At 45.7% G+C, this 22,771-nt stretch carries 20 protein-coding genes; 11 read left to right on the plus strand and 9 right to left on the minus strand.

Going from position 1 to position 22,771, the window contains the following annotated elements; translation table 11 throughout:
* The first annotated feature begins 12 nt into the window (after positions 1–12).
* A complete protein-coding gene (locus tag ACRD67_RS00925; RefSeq protein WP_430965076.1) occupies positions 13–1,638 on the plus strand; it encodes a S41 family peptidase in 1,626 nt (541 codons plus the stop codon).
* Here ACRD67_RS00925 and ACRD67_RS00930 read toward each other — a convergent pair.
* Both ACRD67_RS00930 and ACRD67_RS00935 read right to left on the minus strand, forming a co-directional pair.
* Positions 1,635–1,838 carry a hypothetical protein gene (locus ACRD67_RS00930; protein WP_430965077.1) on the minus strand — a complete coding sequence of 68 codons (204 nt, stop codon included), beginning with the start codon at positions 1,836–1,838 and terminating at the stop codon, positions 1,635–1,637. The genes ACRD67_RS00925 and ACRD67_RS00930 overlap by 4 nt on opposite strands.
* 30 nt (positions 1,839–1,868) lie before the next feature.
* A complete protein-coding gene (locus ACRD67_RS00935) occupies positions 1,869–2,441 on the minus strand; it encodes a MarC family protein (RefSeq protein ID WP_430965079.1) in 573 nt (190 codons plus the stop codon).
* A gap of 124 nt (positions 2,442–2,565) precedes the next feature.
* Here ACRD67_RS00935 and ACRD67_RS00940 point away from each other — a divergent pair, with 124 nt between their 5' ends.
* The gene (locus tag ACRD67_RS00940) at positions 2,566–3,138 is read left to right on the plus strand and encodes a DUF3109 family protein (protein WP_430965081.1); all 573 of its coding nucleotides are present in this window, start codon (positions 2,566–2,568) and stop codon (positions 3,136–3,138) included.
* Here ACRD67_RS00940 and ACRD67_RS00945 read toward each other — a convergent pair.
* Complete coding sequence (locus ACRD67_RS00945) at positions 3,128–5,086, minus strand: tetratricopeptide repeat-containing sensor histidine kinase (RefSeq protein WP_430965083.1); 1,959 nt, start codon at positions 5,084–5,086, stop codon at positions 3,128–3,130. The two genes, ACRD67_RS00940 and ACRD67_RS00945, sit on opposite strands and share 11 nt — an antisense overlap.
* 24 nt (positions 5,087–5,110) lie before the next feature.
* A complete protein-coding gene (locus tag ACRD67_RS00950) occupies positions 5,111–5,845 on the minus strand; it encodes a LytR/AlgR family response regulator transcription factor (RefSeq protein ID WP_430965085.1) in 735 nt (244 codons plus the stop codon).
* A 407-nt stretch (positions 5,846–6,252) separates the two neighbouring features.
* On the opposite strand from ACRD67_RS00950, the gene ACRD67_RS00955 reads away from it, so the two are divergent.
* The 4 genes from ACRD67_RS00955 to ACRD67_RS00970 all read left to right on the plus strand — a co-directional run bounded on the left by ACRD67_RS00955 (position 6,253) and on the right by ACRD67_RS00970 (position 11,206).
* Complete coding sequence (locus tag ACRD67_RS00955) at positions 6,253–6,432, plus strand: hypothetical protein (RefSeq protein ID WP_430965087.1); 180 nt, start codon at positions 6,253–6,255, stop codon at positions 6,430–6,432.
* Between the two features lies 1 nt (position 6,433).
* Positions 6,434–7,033: a hypothetical protein gene (locus ACRD67_RS00960; RefSeq protein ID WP_430965088.1), complete on the plus strand. Its 600-nt coding sequence runs from the start codon at positions 6,434–6,436 to the stop codon at positions 7,031–7,033.
* Positions 7,034–7,602: 569 nt separating this feature from the next.
* On the plus strand, positions 7,603–8,589 hold the full coding sequence (locus ACRD67_RS00965; RefSeq protein WP_430965089.1) for a ribonucleotide-diphosphate reductase subunit beta: 987 nt from the start codon (positions 7,603–7,605) through the stop codon (positions 8,587–8,589).
* A 127-nt stretch (positions 8,590–8,716) separates the two neighbouring features.
* Positions 8,717–11,206, plus strand: coding sequence for a ribonucleoside-diphosphate reductase subunit alpha (locus tag ACRD67_RS00970; RefSeq protein ID WP_430965090.1), 2,490 nt, complete (start codon positions 8,717–8,719; stop codon positions 11,204–11,206).
* A gap of 619 nt (positions 11,207–11,825) precedes the next feature.
* Here ACRD67_RS00970 and ACRD67_RS00975 read toward each other — a convergent pair.
* The 3 genes from ACRD67_RS00975 to ACRD67_RS00985 are packed head-to-tail and all read right to left on the minus strand — an operon-like array spanning position 11,826 to position 15,125.
* Positions 11,826–12,743, minus strand: a complete 918-nt coding sequence (locus tag ACRD67_RS00975; protein ID WP_430966172.1) for a hydroxypyruvate isomerase family protein — start codon at positions 12,741–12,743, stop codon at positions 11,826–11,828.
* Positions 12,744–12,753: 10 nt separating this feature from the next.
* Entirely contained in the window at positions 12,754–13,413 is a 660-nt protein-coding gene (locus ACRD67_RS00980) for a gluconate 2-dehydrogenase subunit 3 family protein (protein ID WP_430965092.1), read from the minus strand.
* The gene (locus tag ACRD67_RS00985; protein ID WP_430965093.1) at positions 13,413–15,125 is read right to left on the minus strand and encodes a GMC oxidoreductase; all 1,713 of its coding nucleotides are present in this window, start codon (positions 15,123–15,125) and stop codon (positions 13,413–13,415) included. The genes ACRD67_RS00980 and ACRD67_RS00985 overlap by 1 nt, the downstream gene beginning before the upstream one ends.
* 135 nt (positions 15,126–15,260) lie before the next feature.
* On the opposite strand from ACRD67_RS00985, the gene ACRD67_RS00990 reads away from it, so the two are divergent.
* From ACRD67_RS00990 to ACRD67_RS01010, 5 genes are read left to right on the plus strand one after another with little or no spacing between them, the layout of a single operon-like run.
* Positions 15,261–16,259 (plus strand): sugar phosphate isomerase/epimerase family protein, encoded by a 999-nt coding sequence (locus ACRD67_RS00990; protein ID WP_430965095.1) that lies wholly within the window; start codon positions 15,261–15,263, stop codon positions 16,257–16,259.
* 11 nt (positions 16,260–16,270) lie between these two features.
* On the plus strand, positions 16,271–16,714 hold the full coding sequence (locus ACRD67_RS00995) for a DinB family protein (protein ID WP_430965096.1): 444 nt from the start codon (positions 16,271–16,273) through the stop codon (positions 16,712–16,714).
* A 10-nt stretch (positions 16,715–16,724) separates the two neighbouring features.
* Positions 16,725–17,954 carry an MFS transporter gene (locus tag ACRD67_RS01000; RefSeq protein WP_430965098.1) on the plus strand — a complete coding sequence of 410 codons (1,230 nt, stop codon included), beginning with the start codon at positions 16,725–16,727 and terminating at the stop codon, positions 17,952–17,954.
* A gap of 45 nt (positions 17,955–17,999) precedes the next feature.
* Positions 18,000–19,178 (plus strand): MFS transporter, encoded by a 1,179-nt coding sequence (locus ACRD67_RS01005; protein ID WP_430965099.1) that lies wholly within the window; start codon positions 18,000–18,002, stop codon positions 19,176–19,178.
* Positions 19,179–19,198: 20 nt separating this feature from the next.
* Positions 19,199–20,338, plus strand: a complete 1,140-nt coding sequence (locus tag ACRD67_RS01010) for a Gfo/Idh/MocA family protein (protein WP_430965100.1) — start codon at positions 19,199–19,201, stop codon at positions 20,336–20,338.
* 54 nt (positions 20,339–20,392) lie between these two features.
* On the opposite strand, the gene ACRD67_RS01015 is transcribed toward ACRD67_RS01010, so the two are convergent.
* Together ACRD67_RS01015 and ACRD67_RS01020 are read right to left on the minus strand one after the other, a co-directional pair.
* Positions 20,393–20,851 carry an ASCH domain-containing protein gene (locus ACRD67_RS01015; RefSeq protein ID WP_430965101.1) on the minus strand — a complete coding sequence of 153 codons (459 nt, stop codon included), beginning with the start codon at positions 20,849–20,851 and terminating at the stop codon, positions 20,393–20,395.
* Between the two features lie 13 nt (positions 20,852–20,864).
* Positions 20,865–22,568 carry a GMC oxidoreductase gene (locus ACRD67_RS01020; RefSeq protein ID WP_430965102.1) on the minus strand — a complete coding sequence of 568 codons (1,704 nt, stop codon included), beginning with the start codon at positions 22,566–22,568 and terminating at the stop codon, positions 20,865–20,867.
* Positions 22,569–22,771: the final 203 nt, after the last annotated feature.

Here is a 22,771-nt window from a genome sequence, read left to right on the forward strand (position 1 = left end):
AATGCCCCATTTATGAAAAGAATATACAGCTATATCTGGCCCACCGTTATTGCCTTGGCATTGGCCCTAGGAATCTTTATTGGGGGCAAGCTACATTTTAACGATTCGCCGGAAAAATTGTTCACTACCAATTCCAAAAAGGACAAGCTTAACCGACTTATCGATTATATCGATTATGAATATGTGGACGAAATAGATACCGATAGCATTGTAGATGTTACGGTGAATAATATTTTGGACAAGTTGGACCCGCATTCGGTCTATATTTCGAAAAAGGAAATGAACCGGGTTTCGGAGAACATGAAAGGGGACTTCGTAGGCATCGGCATCAGTTTTTACAAATATCGCGATACCATTGCCGTAATACGCACTATTGAGAATGGCCCTAGTTTTCTCAAAGGCATCCAACCGGGAGACCGCATTCTGATGGCCAATAAGGATACCCTTTACGGAAAAAGATTGCCAGATGAGGTCATCGTGGACAAGCTTAAGGGAAAAGAGGGTACCCCCGTAAAACTCAAGGTGTTCCGCAAAGAGGAAAACAAACTGTTCACGGTAACGGTAAGACGAGACCGTATTCCGCTTAAAAGCGTGGAGGCCCATTATATGCTTACCCCCGAAATGGGATATATAAAGGTAAACCGTTTTGCAGAGACTACCTACAAGGAGTTTAAGGCGGCCCTGAGGAGCCTACAGCGGCAAGGGGCAAAGAAATTGGCCCTGGACCTACGGGATAATCCGGGAGGTTACTTGGGTATAGCCGAGCAAATGTGCGACGAATTCTTGAAGGAGGGCAAACTCATTTTGTTTACCAAGAACAAGAAGGGAAAAATAGAGAAGATCTATGCAACGGACAAAGGCAGTTTTGAGGATAAGCCCATCTATGTGCTGATCAATGAGCGATCGGCCTCAGCCAGCGAGATCATTGCCGGGGCGTTGCAGGACAATGACATAGGTACTATAGTGGGAAGACGTTCCTTTGGAAAGGGATTGGTACAGCGCGAGATGGAACTGGGCGATGGTTCCGCGGTACGGCTTACGGTTTCAAGATATTATACCCCTACCGGACGCTCCATCCAAAAAACATATAAAAATGGGAGCAAGGATTATTATCAGAAATTTACAGATCGGTACCACAGTGGGGAACTGATTTCGGTAGATAGCATAAAAGTGGCCGACTCCCTAAAATTTACCACCCCAAAGGGAAAGGTGGTCTATGGCGGTGGCGGCATTATCCCCGACGTTTTTGTTCCCATTGGCACCAATGAGGAAGAGGCCGTGGAAAGCATGGAGAGCCGAGGGTACCTTGCACGTTTTATATTTGACCATCTCGAAGAGGACCGTACCCGTTATGACGGATATACCCAGCGAGAATTTATCGAGAATTTCAAAGTAGACGATATCCTGTTCGAGTCCTTTGTGGACTATTTCATCGCCAGAAAATTGAAAATGGATTATTACGCCATGGAGGATAAGATAAAACTGTATCTTAAGGCCGTGTTGGCAGAACAGTTGTTCTCACCAAACACCCATGCCCAGATTATAGGTACTGGAGATGTTATGCTCCAGAAAGTTATTGCCCTGGACAGACCTACGGTTAACCAACAGGAGGCCGAACGGATCGAGGCGAAAAACTAATCCTCGTCCACTTTTTTCTGAATTTTCTTGGAAGCAATGAAAATGAGCAGCAACACAATGGCGCAAAGTGAGGCCAATATCCCAATAATGGCTATGATGCTATCGCCCTGAAGGGGGTTTTCAAAATCGACCAAGGTCACGTTATACGCAATAAGCCCCAGCGCAAAGAGTACAAGAAGTATAGAAAGTGTTTTGTTCATAACAGCAACTTTATATTTTGGTCCAAAAGCCTAAAGGAGTTGATTGATGTTCGTAGCAAAAAGCTTTACGGCAATGGCCAGCAGAATGACCCCAAAAATCTTGCGAATGACCCCGAGGCCAATCCTGCCCAGCAGGTTTCCGATTCTTCGGGAGGATTTAAGTACAAGATACACAAAAATAATATTCACAATGATGGCCACTACGATGTTTTGTACGGCATATTCGGCACGTAGTGAAAGGATAGAGGTAAGGGTGCCGGCCCCTGCGATCAAGGGAAAGGCGATGGGAACCACAGAAGCACTTTCAGGAGCGTCGTCCTTGTAGAGCGATATTCCCAAGATCATTTCTATGGCCAAAAAGAAAATGATAAAAGCACCAGCCACGGCAAAGGAATTAACATCGATACCGATCAAACTCAAAATACGCTCCCCGACGAACAAAAAGGCCACCATGATAAAAGCGGCCACTATGGAGGCCTTTTCCGATTGTATGTGCCCTACCTTGTTGCGCAGACCAATAATAACGGGAACACTGCCCAAGATGTCGATCACGGCAAAAAGGACCATACTGGCCGTGGCGATCTCCTTAAAATTGAAACTCATCCGACTTGTATTAAATTTCGCGGCAAATTTACGTTATAAAGCGGGTTTTTGGATGTTTTAAATGGAAAATAAATCCTGCGGTTTAGCAGCCGATCAAGTATCTTTGCACTCATTGACATAGCATATGTTTCAATTAGGAAAAACCATACTATCCGAGGAGATTTTGGAGCAGGATTTTGTGTGCAATCTAAGTGCGTGCAAAGGGGCTTGCTGTGTGGATGGTGAGGCCGGTGCTCCCCTGGAAGACAGGGAGACCCAGATTTTGATCGATATCTATCAGGACGTAAAGCCTTTTTTGAGGGAAGAGGGCAGAGCGGCCATTGAAGCCCAGGGAGCCTTTGTCAAGGGCGAAGACGGAGAGTGGGAAACTCCCCTGGTAGATGGAAGTGAGTGTGCCTATGTGGTCTTTTCAGAAAACGGCACCGCCAAATGCGGTATAGAGGAAGCGTATAACAACGGAGCTATAGGATGGAAAAAACCGGTTTCCTGCCACCTCTATCCGGTACGGGTAAAAGAATACACCCAACTTACCGCAGTGAACTACCATAAATGGGAAATATGCGATCCCGCCTGCCATCTGGGAGCAAGCCTAAAGGTGCCCATTTATAAATTTGTGAAGGACGCCCTGATCCGCAAGTTTGGGAAAGCCTGGTACGGTGAACTGGAAGAGGTTGCCAAGGCACATGCTAAACAGTAGGAATCCGCAACACCACCTTTGTCCCTTGGGGCTCGCCGTCTTCATCATAAAGGTCTACAATTTTCACATCAAAGGAATTTTCGTAATCCTTGGAGAAGTTGGCCAAACGTTCCTTGGTAATATCGATCCCGACAGATTTCCGTTTTAGCACCTTTCTTTGCTTGATTTTTTCGGCCACTTCCCGCCCTACACCGTTATCCATAATGGAAATATCAATAAACTGCTGGTCCCCTCGGTCAATGTGAATGGATACAGACTTGTCCCCCTCCTTGGACGAAAGGCCATGCCATAGCGCATTTTCCAAAAAGGGCTGCAATATTAGGGAGGGGATTTTGATGGTGTGTGGGTCCAGGTCATCGCTAATATGGATCTCAAAATTGATTTCATTGGAAAAGCGGATATTTTCAATGTTCATATAGAGCTCCACGGTTTCCAGTTCCTCTGCCAAGGGGATTTCTTTTAGGGAAGAGGCTTCAAGGATCTTGCGCACCAGTTTTGAAAACTTGTTCAGGTAATGTACCGCGTTCTTTTGTTCGTTGTTGATAATGTAAAGTTTGATGGAATTCAGGGAATTGAACAAAAAATGCGGATTCATTTGGCTTCGCAGCATACTTTGTTCCAAGGTCAATACCTTTTTTTCGTTCTTAAGCTGATATTGTCGGTACAGAATATAGAGTATTCCGGCCATCAAGGCTAGGGCAAAACCGCCTACCAGCAGGGACGTGCGGTTCTTTCGCAATTTTAATTTAACGATCTCATTTTCTTTGGCCAGAACTTCAATTTGATTGCTTTTTTTCTCCGTATCATAGCGGATGATCATATCGTTCACATAGCGCAGGTTGAGCTCGTTGGTCACTTTTTCATCAAATAGCTCGGCTTTTTTGTAGTATTCAAAGGCGTTTTTAAAGTCGCCCTTGCGATCGGCCAGGTCAGATAACAGCGTATAACTCTTGGAGATGCTTCTGGGGAAGTTGTACTTGTTGGCGATGTCCAAACCTTGGAGCAGTCTTTTTTCCGCGGCATCGTATTGTTTTAAATGCATCAGGGCCCAACCCAAGTTAACGTAGACCAGGGAAGTAACATGCATGTCGCGGGTGGCTTCGGAAGCCACCAGGGCCGGCTCCAGGATTTGGAGCGCCTCTTGGGGCTTATTTTGTTTAATGAACACCTGCGCAATACTGTTCAAACAGATGACCTGGCCTACTTCGGAGGCGATTTCCTTGTCGTATTCCAGCGCGATCTGGTAACTTTCCAGTGCTTCCTCCAGTTTGCCCTGTTCTTCCAAGCATTCCCCGATGTTCTGATAGTTTACCGCCAAGCCACGGATATTGCCGAGCTCTTCTTCCAGTTTCATGGACCTTCTGAATTGTGCGATTGCCAAATCGTACTGTTTCAGCGTTTGGTAAATGTTACCGATGCTGTTCAGGGATACATTGATGCTCCTCTTTATTCCAATGGAAGGATTTTCAATGGTCTCTGCCAGTTCCAAGGCTTCTTGGTTGTAGTCCAGTGCGGTCTTTATGGCATCGTTTCTTCTATAGACCACCCCGAGCATGTTGAGGCTAAAAACGCGAAATTCAATATTATCGGCTTCAATGGCCGCCTCCAAGGCTTCCTTGTGTAAACTTACCGCCTTTACGTATTGTGAGATGTTTCGGTATTTGGTGCCCAGTTGGTTTAGGGCGTAGGATTGCCCGTCCAAATAGTTTTGTTCCGCACTGGCCCTTACAAAATAGTACATGAGCAGCGTATCCCGCCTATTGGGCCTTAGCACGGCATCGAGCTCGCGATAAGTGCGTGGGGCGGCTTGGATGAGCGAGTCTACCTGATCTACAAATTCTTGGGGGATGTTCTGTGCATTTCCAAAATGGAAGGAAAGAAAAATGAGCAGGGAAAGAAGGGACCTCCTTGGAATTGCGTTTTTCTTTGGGGGGAATTTCCTGATCATTAGGGAAAATTGCTTAAAGCGGGATTAGAGCAAATCCAAAAAATCGGATTTTTTTTGCCTGGATACCGGTATTTTGTGATTGGACTGCAAAACAACATATCCATCTGTTTTAAGAAATTCTTTTATTTTATTGAGGTTGATTATGTAGGAATTGTGGATTCTGAAAAAAGAATCCTGGGGTAGGAGCTCGTTTACTTCCTTTAGTTTTTTGGTAAGTACAATTTTATGTCCGTCAGCCAAATAAATGGTACTGTAATTACCATCCGATTCGGCATATAGGATATCATCACTTTCCAGAAAGACCAGTTTGCCATCCGTGTTGATGGTAATTTTCTTATGTATGGAATTGGAATTGAAATTCAGCAAAATTTTTTCCAAGCGCTCCGCCGTATAATTTTTGGAGTTGTATTTTCTGATTTTTACAATGGTGTCTTTCAGATCGTCCGTATCAATGGGTTTTAGGAGATAATCTATCGCCTCGTTCTTTAGGGCTTTTATGGCGTACTGGTTGTAGGCGGTGGTGATGACCACGGGAAAATTTTTATTGTTCAGTTTTTGAATAAACTGAAAACCATCCATGGTGGGCATTTCAATGTCCAAGAAGAGACAGTCGGGCGAATTCTTTTCCAAATGCGCCAGGGCCTCAAAAGGGTCCGTAAAGGAGGCAACCACGTTGATTTCATCGCTAAAGTTGGTCAGCTCCCATGAAAGACTCTGGAGGGCCTTAATTTCATCATCTACTATAACTGCTTCTAACATAACTACAGGGTTAAGTTAGTCAAAATTAGAGTATAGGGGGGAATGCATTCAAAAAAAATGTGCCAATGGGGCCGTTTGGCGTGTGGTTGGCAAAAAATGCTGTAGGACAGGCAGCATGGAAATTTTTGGGTGGGGGCCCTAAGCTTTGGCAGTTTAAGTGATAAGGTGCTGAAAATTATATAACACATTGACAATCAAACATATACATATTGTGCTGCATCCCACATATTTTTGCCGTTTATACAGCATTTATTACCATTTATACATCTGTGCAATTTCAAAGGCCCTGATCATCCTACTTTAGTAAGACCTAAAATGACCAATTATAATAAGCTGTACGCGTATTGCTGATTATGATTTAAATTCCCTACAATCGGGATTTTTTGAAGAACGCTAAAACCGATGCCATGAAAAAATGTATTTTTCTCTTTGCCCTATTGGTGATTACATTGCTTATAGCAGCGTTAACGGATGAAACGGACCGAGCTGTTTTTAGCGCAAATGATCAAATTGCCTTGGAGCAAAATGAGGGCCATGATTTGCTAGCCGGGGGAGAAACGACGAAGGAAACCCAAATAGTGAAATAAAATGGTGACCGCATTGATACAAAAAGAACCGGCCCTGTTATATGGAATGACCCGAATCGCCAATATAGGTCTTTGGGTTGCCATTCTCACACTCTTTACTTCCTATACTACACATGAGGATGCTTCAGCCATGCTGGGGGACAGCCCTATAGCGGGCAATTATTCGATTAGGGCAACCGGGGACTTTAATGTGGAACTCACCGGGGGAGTAGCCTTTGAGATTGCACAGGAAACGGCCAGCGACGGAACGCCCTTCGCTACCTTGAAGTTAAACCTAAAAGGCAATGATGGGGAATCGCACCATGACCTGGGTTTTTTGATTTCACAACAAAACCAATCGGAACCAATTACGGCCGGCACCTATAGGGTGCCAGGTAGCATAGACGGCTTTTTGAATTACTTTGATGGGGTCTTCGGATTCGCCAACGTCAAGAAATGGGGCGAATTGCCCTTTTTTGCACAAAGGGGAAAAATAAGCATTCGTTCCATAGAAGCTGATTATTTGCAGGGTTCCATGGAAATAAGGTTGCAGAACGCAAACGGTAAAACGATCAACCTGACCGGAAATTTTACTGCGATACGACAAAATGAAAAAAAATAAAGAGCTATTGCCATTGACTATATTATGAAACTGCCAGACTATTACGTACGGCCTTGGGAACGGCATGTTGTACATCACAACATGTCCTTGTGTGTGATAACTATCCCAACTGATGGAATTACAAGAAATTGGACAGCCTTACCAACTTGTTTGTTAGGGAAATTTGCTCGGTTATTAGGTTTCGGGGGAACTACCTAAATCAGCAAGTTCAATTTTAGTGATTATAAATTTTGATTCATCGGATGGGCCGTACAGTTTGGTAGTACATTTCTGAAGTAGGCGTAAGTGCCAAAGCATTAAGACCAAAGAGTATCATTTATTATACTTTTTGGTTTATTTTTTTCTGTTCATCCCAGGGGCAGAATTAATACAAAATGCAATCCTCGGACAACCACAATAAACATCACTTGCGAACCTAGATTTCAACATCTTGTGTTAAAAACTTTGTGACTTAAAACGTAAAACAGGCTTTAGAAATCGAACACATTTTCCAATCTTTGTTAGTCCCTACCGCAAGGTAAGTTTCAACCTAAATAAGCACACAAGAACACTAAAACCATAAAAGAACCATGTCAACAGCCGTAGAGCCCATCCTAGCAGAAAATGAAGATAGATTTGTAATATTCCCCATTCAGCACCACGATTTATGGGAATGGTACAAAAAATGCGAGGCTTGCTTTTGGACTGCCGAAGAAATAGATCTTCAACAGGATTTGGTGGATTGGAGCGATAAGCTCAATACGGATGAACGCTATTTCATAAAACATATCCTTGCTTTTTTTGCCGCTTCGGATGGTATCGTCAATGAAAATTTAGCCGAGAACTTTGTAAACGAAGTGCAATACTCCGAAGCTAAATTTTTCTATGGCTTCCAAATCATGATGGAGAATATCCACTCGGAAACCTATTCCCTTTTGATCGACACCTATGTAAAGGATGAAAAGGAAAAAAACATTCTTTTCAAGGCCATTGAAAATTTCCCCGCCATCAAGAAAAAGGCAGATTGGGCCCTAAAATGGATCGATTCTCCAAGTTTTGCGGAACGCTTGATCGCTTTTGCAGCAGTAGAAGGCATTTTCTTTTCCGGAGCCTTTTGTTCCATTTTTTGGTTAAAAAAGAGAGGGTTGATGCCCGGCCTCACGTTTTCCAATGAATTGATTTCAAGGGATGAGGGGATGCACTGTGATTATGCGGTACACCTACATACCCATCATTTGGTGAATCAGGTGCCCAAAGAGCGTATAACAGACATTCTGGTGGATGCCCTGAACATAGAAAGGGAATTTATAACCGAGTCACTTCCGGTAAGCCTTATCGGAATGAATGCCAAACTTATGACCCAGTATTTGGAATTTGTGACAGACAGGTTGTTGGTGGAATTGGGCTGTGCTAAGGTCTACAACTCCACAAATCCTTTTGACTTTATGGATATGATTTCCCTGCAAGGGAAGACCAATTTCTTCGAGAAAAGGGTTTCCGAATATCAAAAGGCAGGTGTGCTCAACAAAGAAAAAGACACAGACGCCCAGAAAATCAGCTTCGACGCGGATTTTTAAACCAAGGCATTTTAACGAATTGACCCCTTCACCCCTGAGGGGTTTTTACGACCATAATACAAAGTGTTAATTTTTTAACATTCTGATTTGAAGGAACCCGACGTATCACCAAAACAATTGTAGCAACATGTATGTAGTAAAAAGAGATGGAAGAAAAGAGCTGGTAATGTTCGATAAGATTACCGCCAGAGTACGAAAATTATGTTATGGACTCAATGGGCTGGTAGACCCCTTAAAGGTCACCATGCGGGTTATTGAGGGATTGTACGACGGGGTTACGACCTCCGAACTGGACAACCTTGCCGCGGAGATAGCTGCTACCATGACCACCACCCATCCCGATTACGCAAAATTGGCCGCCCGTATTTCTGTCTCCAATCTACATAAGAACACAAAAAAGTCCTTCTCGGAAACTATGAAGGACCTGTACAAGTACGTAAATCCCAGAACGGGCAAAAAGGCACCTTTACTATCGGATGAGGTCTACAAGGTGATTTCCGAGAACGCGGAAACGCTCGATTCCACCATTATCTACAACCGCGATTTTGGCTACGATTATTTCGGTTTTAAAACTTTGGAGCGCTCGTATTTGTTAAAACTGAACGGGCAGATTGCGGAGCGCCCCCAACATATGTTGATGCGGGTTTCCGTGGGCATTCATTTGGACGACCTGGACGCGGTCATTGAGACCTATGAACTCATGTCCAAAAAGTATTTTACCCACGCCACACCCACCCTCTTTAACTCGGGCACCCCAAAACCGCAAATGTCCTCCTGCTTTTTATTGGCCATGAAGGACGATAGCATAGACGGCATTTACGACACCTTGAAGCAGACAGCTAAAATCTCACAGTCTGCTGGCGGTATAGGACTTTCTATCCATAATATTAGGGCCACTGGTTCCTACATTGCGGGTACCAACGGAACCTCTAACGGCATTGTACCCATGTTACAGGTTTTTAATGATACGGCCCGATACGTGGACCAGGGTGGTGGCAAACGTAAGGGAAGCTTTGCAATTTACGTGGAACCCTGGCATGCAGATATTTTTGAATTTTTGGATCTGAAAAAGAACCACGGGAAGGAAGAAATGCGCGCACGGGACTTGTTCTATGCCATGTGGATTCCGGATCTTTTTATGAAAAGGGTAGAGGCCGATGGCGAATGGACCCTGATGTGCCCCAACGAGTGCCCAGGGCTGTTCACCAACCACAGTGAGGCGTTCGAGGAGCTTTACCTTAAGTACGAGGCAGAGGGCAAAGGCCGCAAAACGGTAAGGGCCCGCGAACTTTGGGAAAAGATTTTGGAATCCCAGATAGAGACGGGTACCCCCTATATGTTGTACAAGGATGCAGCCAACCGCAAGAGCAATCAAAAAAACCTGGGAACCATACGATCCTCCAATCTATGCACGGAAATATTGGAATATACCTCTCCTGACGAGGTTGCCGTTTGTAATTTGGCTTCCATTGCCCTGCCCATGTTCGTAAAGAACGGGGCATTTGATCACAAAGAACTTTTTAAGGTTACCAAGCGGGTCACAAAGAACCTGAATCGGGTCATTGATCGAAACTACTACCCGGTAAAGGAGGCCGAAAACTCCAATATGAGACACAGACCCATAGGTTTGGGGGTACAGGGCTTGGCAGATGCCTTCATCATGTTGCGCTTGCCCTTTACCAGTGATGAGGCGAAAAGCTTGAACCAAGAGATTTTTGAGACCCTTTATTTTGCTGCGGTCACCGCTTCCATGGAAGCGGCCAAAGAGGAAGGCGTGTACTCTTCTTACGAAGGTTCTCCCATTTCACAAGGGGAATTTCAGCACAACCTTTGGGGCATAAAGGACGAGGAGCTTTCCGGACGTTGGGATTGGGACAAATTGCGAAAAAATGTAAAAAAACACGGGGTGCGAAACTCCCTTTTGGTAGCACCCATGCCTACCGCTTCCACCTCGCAGATATTGGGCAATAATGAATGCTTTGAACCGTATACGTCCAATATCTATACGCGAAGGGTGCTTTCGGGAGAATTTATTGTTGTGAACAAACATCTTTTGGAAGATTTGGTACGCCTTGGTTTGTGGAACGAGAACCTAAAACAGGAATTGATGCGTGCCAATGGCTCCATACAGCACCTAGATGGTATCCCACAGGATATCAAGGAGCTGTACAGGACCGTTTGGGAACTGAGCATGAAGGATATCATTGACATGAGCAGACAGCGCGGGTACTTTATAGATCAAAGCCAGTCCCTGAACCTGTTCATGGAAAACGCCAATTATGGAAAATTGACCTCCATGCATTTTTACGCATGGAAGAGCGGGTTAAAAACCGGGATGTACTATCTGCGCACCAAGGCGGCGGTAGATGCCATTAAATTTACCTTGGACAATACCAAGAAAAAGGAAGTTCCCATCAGTGTAGCTGCAGAGGCCGAGGTTGGTGCAGCCATACCACCAGCGACTGAGGCTGCAGTAGCCATGCCGGTGCAGACCACCCCAATAGCGCAACAGCAGGAAACGGACATACAGCCCATGACCCCTGAGGAGATGAAAGAAATGATCGCCAGGGCAAAGGAAGGTCAGGCAGATGATGATTGTTTGATGTGTGGATCTTAGTTAATTTCAATATAATAGTGTTTATTAAGAAAACCCCGGTGCCAAGCACCGGGGTTTTCGCTTCTTTCTTTATTGGGCAGCTACCCATTAGCACTGTACCGGTAACAAGGCGTATTGCGCGTACTATGCCTTATGAAGGAAATGGTGTTGGGGAGCAGGGTTGCTGTGGAAAAAGCACAAACCAAGTGGCCCTAACTGCTCATTGGGGAAAATTTGGGGATGGTAAGTGGGGAGGAACCTATTTTTTTAAATAGATTCTCGCAACCCCATACGAAAACAGTAATAACGTACTGTAAATCACCAAAAAGATGACATAATTGTCCATGTGTGTGTTCTCTATAGTTTAGGGCTATATTATATTTACGTTAACAATAGACGAAATAGATTTCTAAAAATGTTAAAATCGTAAAGAATTATCGCTTATTTTCTGAAATAAGCAAAATACCCTAAGTGTATTTACAAATAGAAAGGCCAAATAGACCATTATAGTATAAGTGCGGCCTTCTTTATAATAGGACGGAAGACCCTATGGAAACCTTTCTAAAAGGAACGTTAAAAAAGAAAAAAATACTGGAAATCAGGGTTTTGATAACTAAGGGATTACTATGGTCGCCGGAAATCAAAGAAAATCGTCCACTTTTTTATAGGCATCGATAACGGCTTGCTCCCCCGCTTTGTCCGGTTTGGAATTGCCGTGTTCCATACCCAAAATACCTTGGAACCCTTTGGCGTGGATAAATTTAAAAAGGTTGCGGTAGTTAATTTCCCCGGTGGTAGGTTCCTTGCGCCCGGGATTATCCCCTATTTGGATATAGGCTATTTCATCCCAGCAGCTTTCCATGTTGGGAATCAGGTTGCCCTCTTGTATCTGCTGGTGGTAAATATCGAATAGAATTTTGCAGGAAGGGGAGTCCACCGCTCTACAGATTTCATAGGCCTGTGGCGATTTGGTAAGGAAAAGTCCGGGGTGGTCCCTAAAGTTCAAGGGTTCAAGGACCATGGTGAGTCCATGAGGTTCCAAGATGGCCGAAGCCTGTTTCAATGATTCCACCACGTTGGCGGTCTGGTACCCTAGGGATTTACGGAGGTCCGTATGTCCTGGTACCACCGTCATCCATTTGGCATTTACGCGTTTGGCCACGTCCACCGCCTTTTTGATATCAAGGAGAAACTCGTTCCGCTTTTCGATATCGCCGGAAGCCAGATTGGGCTCCTTCCAATAGATTTTATGCGCAACGAAAACACCCATCTCCAGCCCTCGGGCTGTCATCGTACTGGCCATTTGCTCTTGCAGGTCCACAGGCCTATTGCGCATTTCGTTGTCCTCAAAAGCGGTAAAACCTTGATCGGCCATAAAATGTAGCTGGGCAATTGGGTCTTTGCCGGCTAGATGCTCAAACATGCCCAGATGCGGGGCGTATTTTAAATTGAACCCCTGTTTTTTTGAAAAGGGACGCCTTCCAAAAGCAAAAGTCCCTCCCAGTGAAATGGCTCCACCGGAAAGGACCGTTTTTTGTATAAAATTCCGTCTTTTCAGAACAGTGTTGTTATAGGGACCAGGCTTTTCCGCCGGTAAGTTCATCAACGTCACCGCAACCGATATACTCGCCGGGTACGGGCAAATAGGCCAGTACTTCCTCTGCAATATATTCCGAGGTTTTATAGCCCCAAATGGTGACCCCCCTCAGGTTGTCCGCAAAGGCATATCTTGCCACCTCATCGCTGAGTTGGCCTCCTCCTTCGGCGCCTTCGCTTTCCTGCATGGCGATCATAAAGGCCTCAATGGCCTCCTTGTGTTCCTTCTCCTGTTCCTTACTTATCTTAAGCGCACCGGCCAAAACGGGTTCCAGGTCCTCTGATCCAAGATCTGCTATCGTTTCCTTTCCGGAATCTTGTAGTGCTTTGTCCGTGAATTTACCCATAGCCATTTTCATAAACCCTTGTTGCTCCGCTTCCATCACCTCATTGACAAACTTGTCTATAAAAATGTTTACCTGGACTTCAGAGGCCGATGGGGTGTCCGTTTTTGGAAGAATGATATCCACCAGATGGGTAATAATGGCACCTTCATCTTTGCTAAAAAAACTGGGTGTCCACTCGGCCACGGCCTGTTCTTTACAGCTTTGCATAATACTGATCAAGGTTGGTGTCGCCACGGCGTACCCCAACGTTAATCCCATATTTTTAAGTGCTTTTCTTCTATCCATTATATATTTCCTTTTTTAAGTTCTTGTGCCGCATGTTCGGCAGCTCTGGCCGTAAAGGCCATATAGGTCAGCGATGGGTTTACGCAGGCTGCCGATGTCATAAAAGCACCATCGGTGACGTAAACGTTGGGTACGGCATGGACTTGATTGTGTCCGTTGAGGATCGAAGTTTTCGGATTCCTGCCCATGCGGGCGGTTCCCATTTCATGAATTCCTATACCCAGCGCCTTGGGGTTATCAAAAGGTTCTACATCCCGTAAGCCTGCTTTGGTCAGCATTTGAACGGCCTGTTCCTTCATGTCCTTGCGCATGTTCCATTCATTTTCCTTGTATTCGGCATCAAAGGTCACCGTTGGGAGACCCCAGCCGTCCAATTTATCATAATCGAGTGTCATTCTGTTGTCCTGGTAGGGAAGGACCTCGCCAAAACCGCCCATTCCAAACTGCCATCCCCCCGGTTTCAATATAGCCTCCTTGAGGCCTTTTCCAAAGGAAAGCTCGGCAACGGTATCGTCCCAATTACCTCTTCTGGCTCCGCCTTGATAACCGTAGCCGCGAATAAAATCCTTTTGGTTGGAGTTCCCGCCCAGGTTTCTGAAACGGGGCACATAAATACCGTTGGGTTTACGCCCTTTATAATACTTGTCCTCAAAGCCATCGTATTTTCCTGCAGCTCCTACCCCTAAATGATGGTCCATAATATTTCTGCCCAGTTGATCGGAATCATTGCCCATCCCGTTGGGGAAGCGATCGGATTTGGACTGCATCAATATGGCCGTGGATGCAATGCTGGAGGCGCAAAGGAAAATAACCTTGGCCTTAAACTCAAAGGTTTCCTTGGTGAGTCGGTCAATAACCTTTACCCCCGATGCCTTTTTGGTATCCGGATCATAGATGACCTCGTGTACAATGGAATCTGGGCGCAATGTCATATTTCCAGTGCGTTCCGCAGCGGGCAAAGTAGAAGAGTTACTGCTAAAGTAAGCCCCAAAAGGACAGCCGCGGATGCAGCGGTTTCGAAACTGACATCGGGTACGCCCCTCAAAGGCCTTATTACTGTTAATATGGGCTACGCGACCCGCGGTAATTACCCTACCGTCAAAATTTTCCGACACCCTTTCCCTTACGTGTTGTTCTACACAATTTAATTCCATCATGGGCTCAAACTGCCCGTCTGGCAATTGAGGAAGGCCCAGGTTTTCACCTGCCACTCCGATATAGGACTCAACCTTATCGTACCAAGGAGCAATATCCTTATATCGCACGGGCCAGTCTACGCCATGTCCATCTCGCTTGTTGGCCTCAAAATCGATATCGCTCCAACGATAGCTATGGCGTCCCCACATAATGGAACGGCCGCCCACATGATAGCCCCGCATCCAATCGAAACGCTTGGTCTCGTTATAGGGATGTTCAAGGTCGTTCACAAACCAAAAGTTATGGGGGGTCTTGGTCGTATATCCCGTCCTGGCCTGCACCAATTGCTTGGCCTGTTCCTCCCTGGTGGGTTCCCCATTGTTGGGAAAGTCCCAGGTATCCATATGGGCGGTCGGATAGTCCTCTATATGTTTTACCATCCGGCCACGTTCCAAGACCAAAGTTTTTAGTCCCTTCTCACATAATTCCTTGGCGGCCCAGCCGCCGCTGATCCCCGTCCCTACAACAATCGCGTCGTACGATTCTTGCTCCTCATTGTAATAGAATTTACTCATGCATTAAAATTGTTTATTTCATAAATTTATTAAATATAGAATTAATTTTCTACATTTAAACACTATAATTATTAGGGTACCCGCACTACAACGTTGTAGTAAATCACAATATCGAAATTCGACAAAAACACCAAAATGAAAAGAAGAAATTTTATTCGGAACAGTTCCCAGTTTGGATTAGCAATATCCCTTTTGGGGATTTATGGATGTAAGGAGACCAAGAAGAAAGAGGAAGGGGAGGCCGAGCAGGTCCAGGCGGAAGTCGCGGCACCCTTTTTTAAATTGTCATTGGCGCAATGGTCCATTCATAGAATGATCATGGATGAAGGCGTAGACCCTTACTCCTTTGCCGAGAAGGCCAAGGCTTGGGGTTTTTCCGGTCTGGAGTACGTTAGCTATTTGTACCACACGGAACTGGACGCTGCCGGATATTCCCAGGAAGCCATGGACGCTTTTGTGGCCAAATGCAATGAGGAAAGTAAAAAACATGGCCTGGAGAACCTGATCATCATGATAGACCGTCAGGGAGATCTGGCCACGGCCGATGCGGTCGAACGAAAAAAGGCGGTGGAAAACCACTACAAGTGGGTCGATGCTGCAGCGGCCATGGGTTGCCATTCCATCCGGGTCAATCTTGCCGGAAGTACGGTGCCCGAAGAGTGGATGGCAAGTTCCGTGGACGGACTTTCGCAACTGGCCACCTATGCCAAGGACAAAAACATCAATATCATTGTTGAAAACCACGGCGGACTCTCTTCCAATGCTGCTATGCTCGCCGAGGTAATGACCGAAGTGGGTATGGACAATTGTGGCACCCTCCCGGATTTTGGAAATTTCTGTATCCGAAAAGAGGACCCTACGGATTGGAGGAGCGCCTGTGTGGAAACCTATGACATCTATAAGGGTGTAGAGGAATTGATGCCCCACGCGAAAGCGGTAAGTGCAAAATCGCACGATTTTGATGCAAACGGCGACGAAACAGAGATCGATTATGTAAAGATGCTCCAGATTGTTAAGGATGCGGGTTACAGTGGATATATTGGTGTAGAATATGAAGGAGGTAAAATCGGAGAGGAAGAGGGCATATTGGCCACAAAGGACCTATTGCTTAAAGCGGCCAAGGAAATAGGCTAAGAAACCAACCTATGAAAGTTTTTTTTAATCAGTTGTTTGATTATAACTATTACTGCAATAAAAAACTTATTGAGTTATGCGCCGGGCTAAAGGAGGTACCGGAGGAAAGCGTAAAACTTTTTAGCCACATACTCAATGCCCATCATCTTTGGAATGCGAGAATTTTGGAGAAGAAATCGCTTTATGAGGTATGGCAGATACACGAGGTCAAAGAATGGGGCGACATTCATTATGAGAACCAGCGCAGTTCTTTTGAGATTACCACGAATGCCGATGATTTTGATAGGCGCATTGACTATGAGACTACAGAGGGGCGGTTGTTTACAAACACCCTTGGGGATATTCTGTTTCATGTCATCAATCATTCTACCCATCACAGGGCTCAGATCTCCAAGGATTTCAGGATGAACGGGATCGAACCTATTCCGATGGACTATATTCATTACAAACGATAAGGGAAGGCAGATGAAATTAAAGATACAGGTTCAACTTTCCGTAATGATGTTTTTGGAATTCTTTATCTGGGGCGGATGGTTCGTTACCTTGGGCACTTTTCTGGGGAACAACCTCAGCGCCAATGACGGGGAAATAGCACAGGCCTTTTCCACACAGTCCTGGGGGGCAATCGTGGCCCCCTTCATTATTGGGCTGATAGCCGACCGCTTTTTTAATGCAGAGCGGATTCTGGGACTATTGCATCTTGTTGGCGCTTTTCTGATGTACCAAATGTCGCAGACTACGGATTTCTCCGTTTTTTACCCGTATGTACTGGGGTATATGATTGCTTATATGCCCACCTTGGCACTGGTAAATTCGGTTGCCTTTAACCAGATGAAGGAACCTGCCAAGCAATTTCCCTTTGTTAGGGTATTTGGCACTATGGGGTGGATTGTGGCCGGACTTCTGATCAGTTTGGCCTTTAAGTGGGATGCGTTGCAAAACATAGAAAACGGATTGTTGTCCAATACCTTTTTGATGACTGCTGTGGCCTCGGCTATTTTGGGGCTGTTCAGTTTTACCTTGCCAAAAACACCTCCCAAGGTGGCCAAGGGCCAGAAAGTGACCCTCTCGGATATTCTGGGCCTGGACGCTTTGAAATTGCTTACGGACAAAAACTTTCTCATATTCTTTATCTCCTCGGTACTCATCTGTATTCCCCTAGCCTTTTATTATCAGAATATAAGCCCCTTCCTAACCGAATCCAAAGTGGAAGGGTCTACGGCATGGGCCTCGGTCGGACAGATTTCGGAGGTGCTCTTTATGCTGTTGCTTCCGTTCTTCTTTAAGAAATACGGCTTTAAAAAGACGATAATGGCAGGGATGCTGGCCTGGACTTTAAGGTATTTGCTCTTTGCATATGGCAATGCAGGAGAGCTGTTCTTTATGATTGTAATGGGGATCGCCCTTCACGGGATCTGCTATGATTTTTTCTTTGTCTCTGGGCAAATCTATACGGACAGCAAGGCCGGTGAAAAGATTAAAAGTGCCGCCCAAGGCCTTATTACCTTGGCCACCTATGGTGTAGGCATGTTGATCGGCTTTTGGATCGCAGGCAAGATTGCCAATGCATACATTCTGGAAGAGGCGGGTCACCAATGGAACATTGTTTGGATGTATCCGGCCGGATTTGCCCTATTTGTACTGCTCTTCTTTGCCCTGACCTTCAAGAACGAAAAAATTACGTACAAATCCTAAAAAGGTCACCCAACCAAAAAGTTACAACCAATAAAGCTATAGATTATGAATGAGATCAACACGAAAAGACTTTTTATCGCCTCCTGTATGGCACTGCTGGTTACAGCAATGACTTTTGCTATACGTGCACGCCTGGAAACTGTTTTTGGCCCTGAAGGGGTGGGCCTTACGTTAGAGCAGATAGGATATGCGTTTACCCCGGCTTTTTGGGGATTTACCTTAGCCATGATTATCGGCGGACCATTGGTAGATTCGCTTGGGATTAAAAAAATAACATGGATTGCCTTTATTGCCCATGCCATTGGTATTATTTGGACCATCCTCGCCAAGGATATGACCTCCCTGTTCCTTGCAACGCTATTTGTTGGAATAGGTAATGGTATGGTGGAGGCGGCCTTGAATCCGATGATCGCTTCCATGTACCCCAAGCAGAAGACCAAAATGTTAAATCGTTTTCATGTCTGGTTCCCTGGAGGAATCGTAATAGGATCGTTGGTTGGATGGCTGGTCATGGATGTAATGGGCTTGGGCTGGCAGGTTATGGTGGCCGTGCTGTTCATTCCTTTGGTGATATATGGCATTATGTTCTTGGGCCAGGCTTTTCCACTGACCGAAAGGGTACAACTTGGGGTGAGCAATAGCAAAATGATATCCAGTTTGGGCAAACCGCTTTTCATTTTTATGGTCGTATGCATGTTCCTAACCGCTGCTTCGGAGTTGGGAACCACCCAACGCATAGAATCGTTATTGAAGGAATCGGTTGCGGTCCCGCTGTTGGTACTGGCATTTATTAATGGTATCATGGCTATGGGCAGGGCTTTTGCGGGGCAGGTTGTGCACAGGTTAAAACCCGCAGGAATGTTGTTGTTCTCGGCAATCTTTACTTTTATAGGACTTTGGTTGCTGACGATCACCAGTGGTGGAATGACCTTTGCGGCTGCGGCCGTGTTTGCGGTAGGGGTCACTTTTTTTTGGCCCACCATGCTCGGCTTCGTTGCGGAGTATCTACCACAGACCGGGGCCCTGGGACTCTCCATAATGGGAGGTGCCGGAATGCTATCGGTATCGGTGGTGCTACCTATAATGGGCAATCTTATGGACAACGCAAGTGCTGGGGAAGCCCTTAGGACCATGTCTATCCTGCCCGCCATACTTATTGTACTGTTTGTGGGGCTCAATATATATATGAAAAAGCAAGAGAAGAAGACTTTGGAAGAAGCATAACTAAACACAATTTTTAATTTATGGCAAAGAAAATCAGATTGGGCGTCCTTGGTGGCGGTGGCGATTCCCTTATTGGGGTACTGCACAGGGTCGCCTCACATATCAATGACAACTATCAAATCGTAGGGGCTGTTTTTAACCCCGATTTTGAGGCTAATATGGCCTTTGCAAAGGAAATCGATGTTCCTACCAACCGTATCTATACCGATTTTGATACTATGGTGGAAGAAGAATTAAAACTTCCCGAGGAAGAGCGTATTCAGGTATGCGCCATCCTAACACCAAATTTTTTGCATTTTCCCATGGCGAAAAAGTTACTGGAGAACGGGTTTCATGTTATCTGTGAAAAGCCCATGACCACGACCTATGAGGAAGCCAAGATCTTGCAGGCCACTTGGGAGCGTGCAGGGACGGTATTTGCGGTTACCCATACCTATACCGGGTACCCCATGGTGCGCCAAATGCGCGAAATGATCAAAGCCGGCGCCCTGGGAAAAATCCACAAGGTAGATGCCTGCTATTACCAGGGCTGGATCAATACTATTATCCACGATAAGGAAAAACGCTCCAGCGTATGGCGCTTGGATCCAAAAAAGGCAGGGATTAGTTCCTGTATGGGCGATATAGGAGTGCATGCCTTCAACATGATCGAGTACACCACCGGACTTCAGGTAAAAACACTTCTGGCCGATTTCAACTATTTGTACGAAGACAATAAAATGGATGTGGATGGGACCGTGCTCATCAGAATGGGCGACCATGTGAAAGGGCTTATACGGAGCAGTCAGGTGGCCACCGGGGAAGAAAATGGACTGGCCATTAATATTTATGGTGAAAAGGCAGCTTTCCGCTGGGAGCAGGAACGGCCTAATTTTCTCTATCGATTAAGCGATACGGAACCTGCTCAGGTGTATAAACCTGGCCATGCCTACAACAGCAAGCTGTCCTTGGAAGGGACCAAGCTTCCCCCAGGACATCCGGAGGGAATTTTCGATGCCATGGCCAACATCTATTTAGGGGTGGCAAGAGCCATTCGCGGTGAAAACTACAATGATGGGGAATTTCCTACCATGCAGGACGGGGTGCGCGGCCTTAACTTTATAGAAGCTACCGTGGAATCCAATAAACAGGGAAATGTTTGGGTATCCATGGATGCCTAGAAGAAATTAAATTACTTTTTATAAAGGGGAAGCCGCGTCTTGCGGCTTTCCTGTTTAAAATACTTTCTCGAATGTCTGGCACACCACGATCATACTTTCCCGGGGGACCTTGTTAAAGGGTTCCAGTTCACGGGTATAATATTCCCAATGTGTGTTTTTCCAATGGTCAAGGCTCCTATCCCCTTCTCCTTCTAGCCGGGCATGGGCCTCATCTATGCTGAAAAAGGGCTTTAGCTGTACCGAGGTGGTCCGTACAATACACTGTGCCTTGCCGGCCCAGTCCGTAATTACCATAAACTCACCCAGTTTGGGGAGAGCCTCCTTTCTACATTGTAGGCCCAGTAGGGAATGAGAAGTAGCTTTCTTGATGCCTTTACTCACCAATTTGGCGCAGGTATTGGCATCTTTTTCATTATCGCAAAAATGAATCACTTTGGGTGCCGGTGCAAAGGCATCTTCCAAATGGGCGTCCAAATAGTCACCCCACATATTTCTTGCTGAAGCGTTATCCATAAACGTATCTGTTTTAAGAGAATTTTCCTGCTTTAAAATTCCGTGCCGCATGGGCCGCCGCTCGCGCGGTAAATGCCATATAGGTCAAGGACGGGTTCACACAACTGGCCGAGGTCATAAAGGCACCGTCCGTTACGTATACATTTGAAACGGCATGAATTTGATTGTTTTCGTTCAGCACGGAGGTTTTGGGATCCCTACCCATACGGGCACCGCCCATTTCATGAATGCCAAGTCCTGGGCCCGTAGTTTCTTCAAATGGTTTTATATCCTTGAATCCTGCGGCAGTGAACATGGCCATAATTTCCTGGACCATGGCCTCCCGCATACGATATTCATTCTCCTTAAACTCCACATCAAAGTCCAACTGCGGCAATCCCCACTGATCCTTTTTATCGTGACTTAGACGAACGCGATTATCATCATAGGGCAAGAATTCCCCAAAGCCGGTGGCGCCGATCTGCCAGCCTCCAGGTTCCAGGATATGCTCCTTTAGGGACTGACCGTACCCTAATTCGGCTACCGCACTTGTCCAATCCTGCCTACTGGCCCCGCCCTGGTAGCCAAAACCACGTAAGTAATCTTCTCGTTTCGTCTTATCATTGAGGTTCACAAAGCGGGGAATGTAAAACCCATTGGGCCTTCGTCCCTTGTAATATTTATCCAAATGGCCCTCCACTTTTGCCGTAGCGCCCAATTTGTAATGATGGTCCATAATACCTCTGCCAAGCGCATCGGAATCATTGCCTAGGCCGTTGGGAAAACGCTTGGATTTGGATTGCAGTAGGATACCTACCGAAGCCATGGCGGAAGCGCAAAGGAAAATTACCTTGGCCTTGAACGCCAAGGTTTCATGTGTTTCCCTATCGATTACCCTGACGCCTGTTGCCCGTTTGCTGTCTTCATCATAGAGGACCTCATGTACGATAGAATTTGGTCTTAAGGTCATGTTGCCCGTGCGTTCGGCCGCGGGCAAGGTAGAGGAATTGCTGCTAAAGTATCCTCCAAAAGGACATCCGCGCCAACACCTGTTCCGGTATTGACATGGATTTCTTCCCTCAAAGTTCCCGGCCTTGTCCGTAATATGTGCTACCCGTCCTATGGTAAGTAGACGACCATCATCAAATTTTTCCTGCATCGCATTTTTCAGGTCTACCTCGGCACAATGAAGGTCCATGGGCGGTTGAAACTTACCGTCGGGCAATTGTTTTAATCCTAGTTTCTCCCCACTAACGCCAATATATTCCTCCACTTTGTCATACCAGGGGGAAATGTCCTTATACCTCACAGGCCAATCCACTCCTATGCCTTCCTTTTTATTGGCCTCAAAATCGATATCGCTCCATCGGTAGCTTTGACGTCCCCAGGTCAGGGAGCGCCCGCCAACGTGATAGCCGCGGATCCAATCGAACCGCTTGGTCTCCACATAGGGATGTTCCAAATCGTTCACAAAAAAGTGCTTTACGTCTTCCTTGGGTGCCCAGGACAACCTGCGTTGTACCGAATAGTTTTTTAATTCCTCTTTTGAAAGTTCCCCCTTTAGTGGATAATCCCAAGGGTCGTCGTTCATCGTTTTATAATCCGCTATGTGCTTCACCATGGGGCCACGTTCAAGTACAAGGGTCTTTAGCCCTTGTTCGCAAAGTTCTTTTGCGGCCCAACCACCACTGATTCCGGTACCCACAACAATGGCATCATAAAGGACATCTTGATTCATGCGTAATTTTTATTTTTATTCTTTCGTTATGCCTATATTTATAGCTTCACCCGGTAAAAACGTAAAAAAGCGGTATTTGCCGACTAAATATAACGTTTAATTCTCAAAATGGAAGTCGACCAATTGATTTGATCGACGCATGGCATACAGAAAAGGAAATCTACAGGGCCCAAGCCGTCCGTGAGCCGAGGTATACATGTTAA

Source organism: Eudoraea algarum (assembly GCF_050589645.1).
Taxonomy (GTDB): domain Bacteria; phylum Bacteroidota; class Bacteroidia; order Flavobacteriales; family Flavobacteriaceae; genus JBNGOQ01.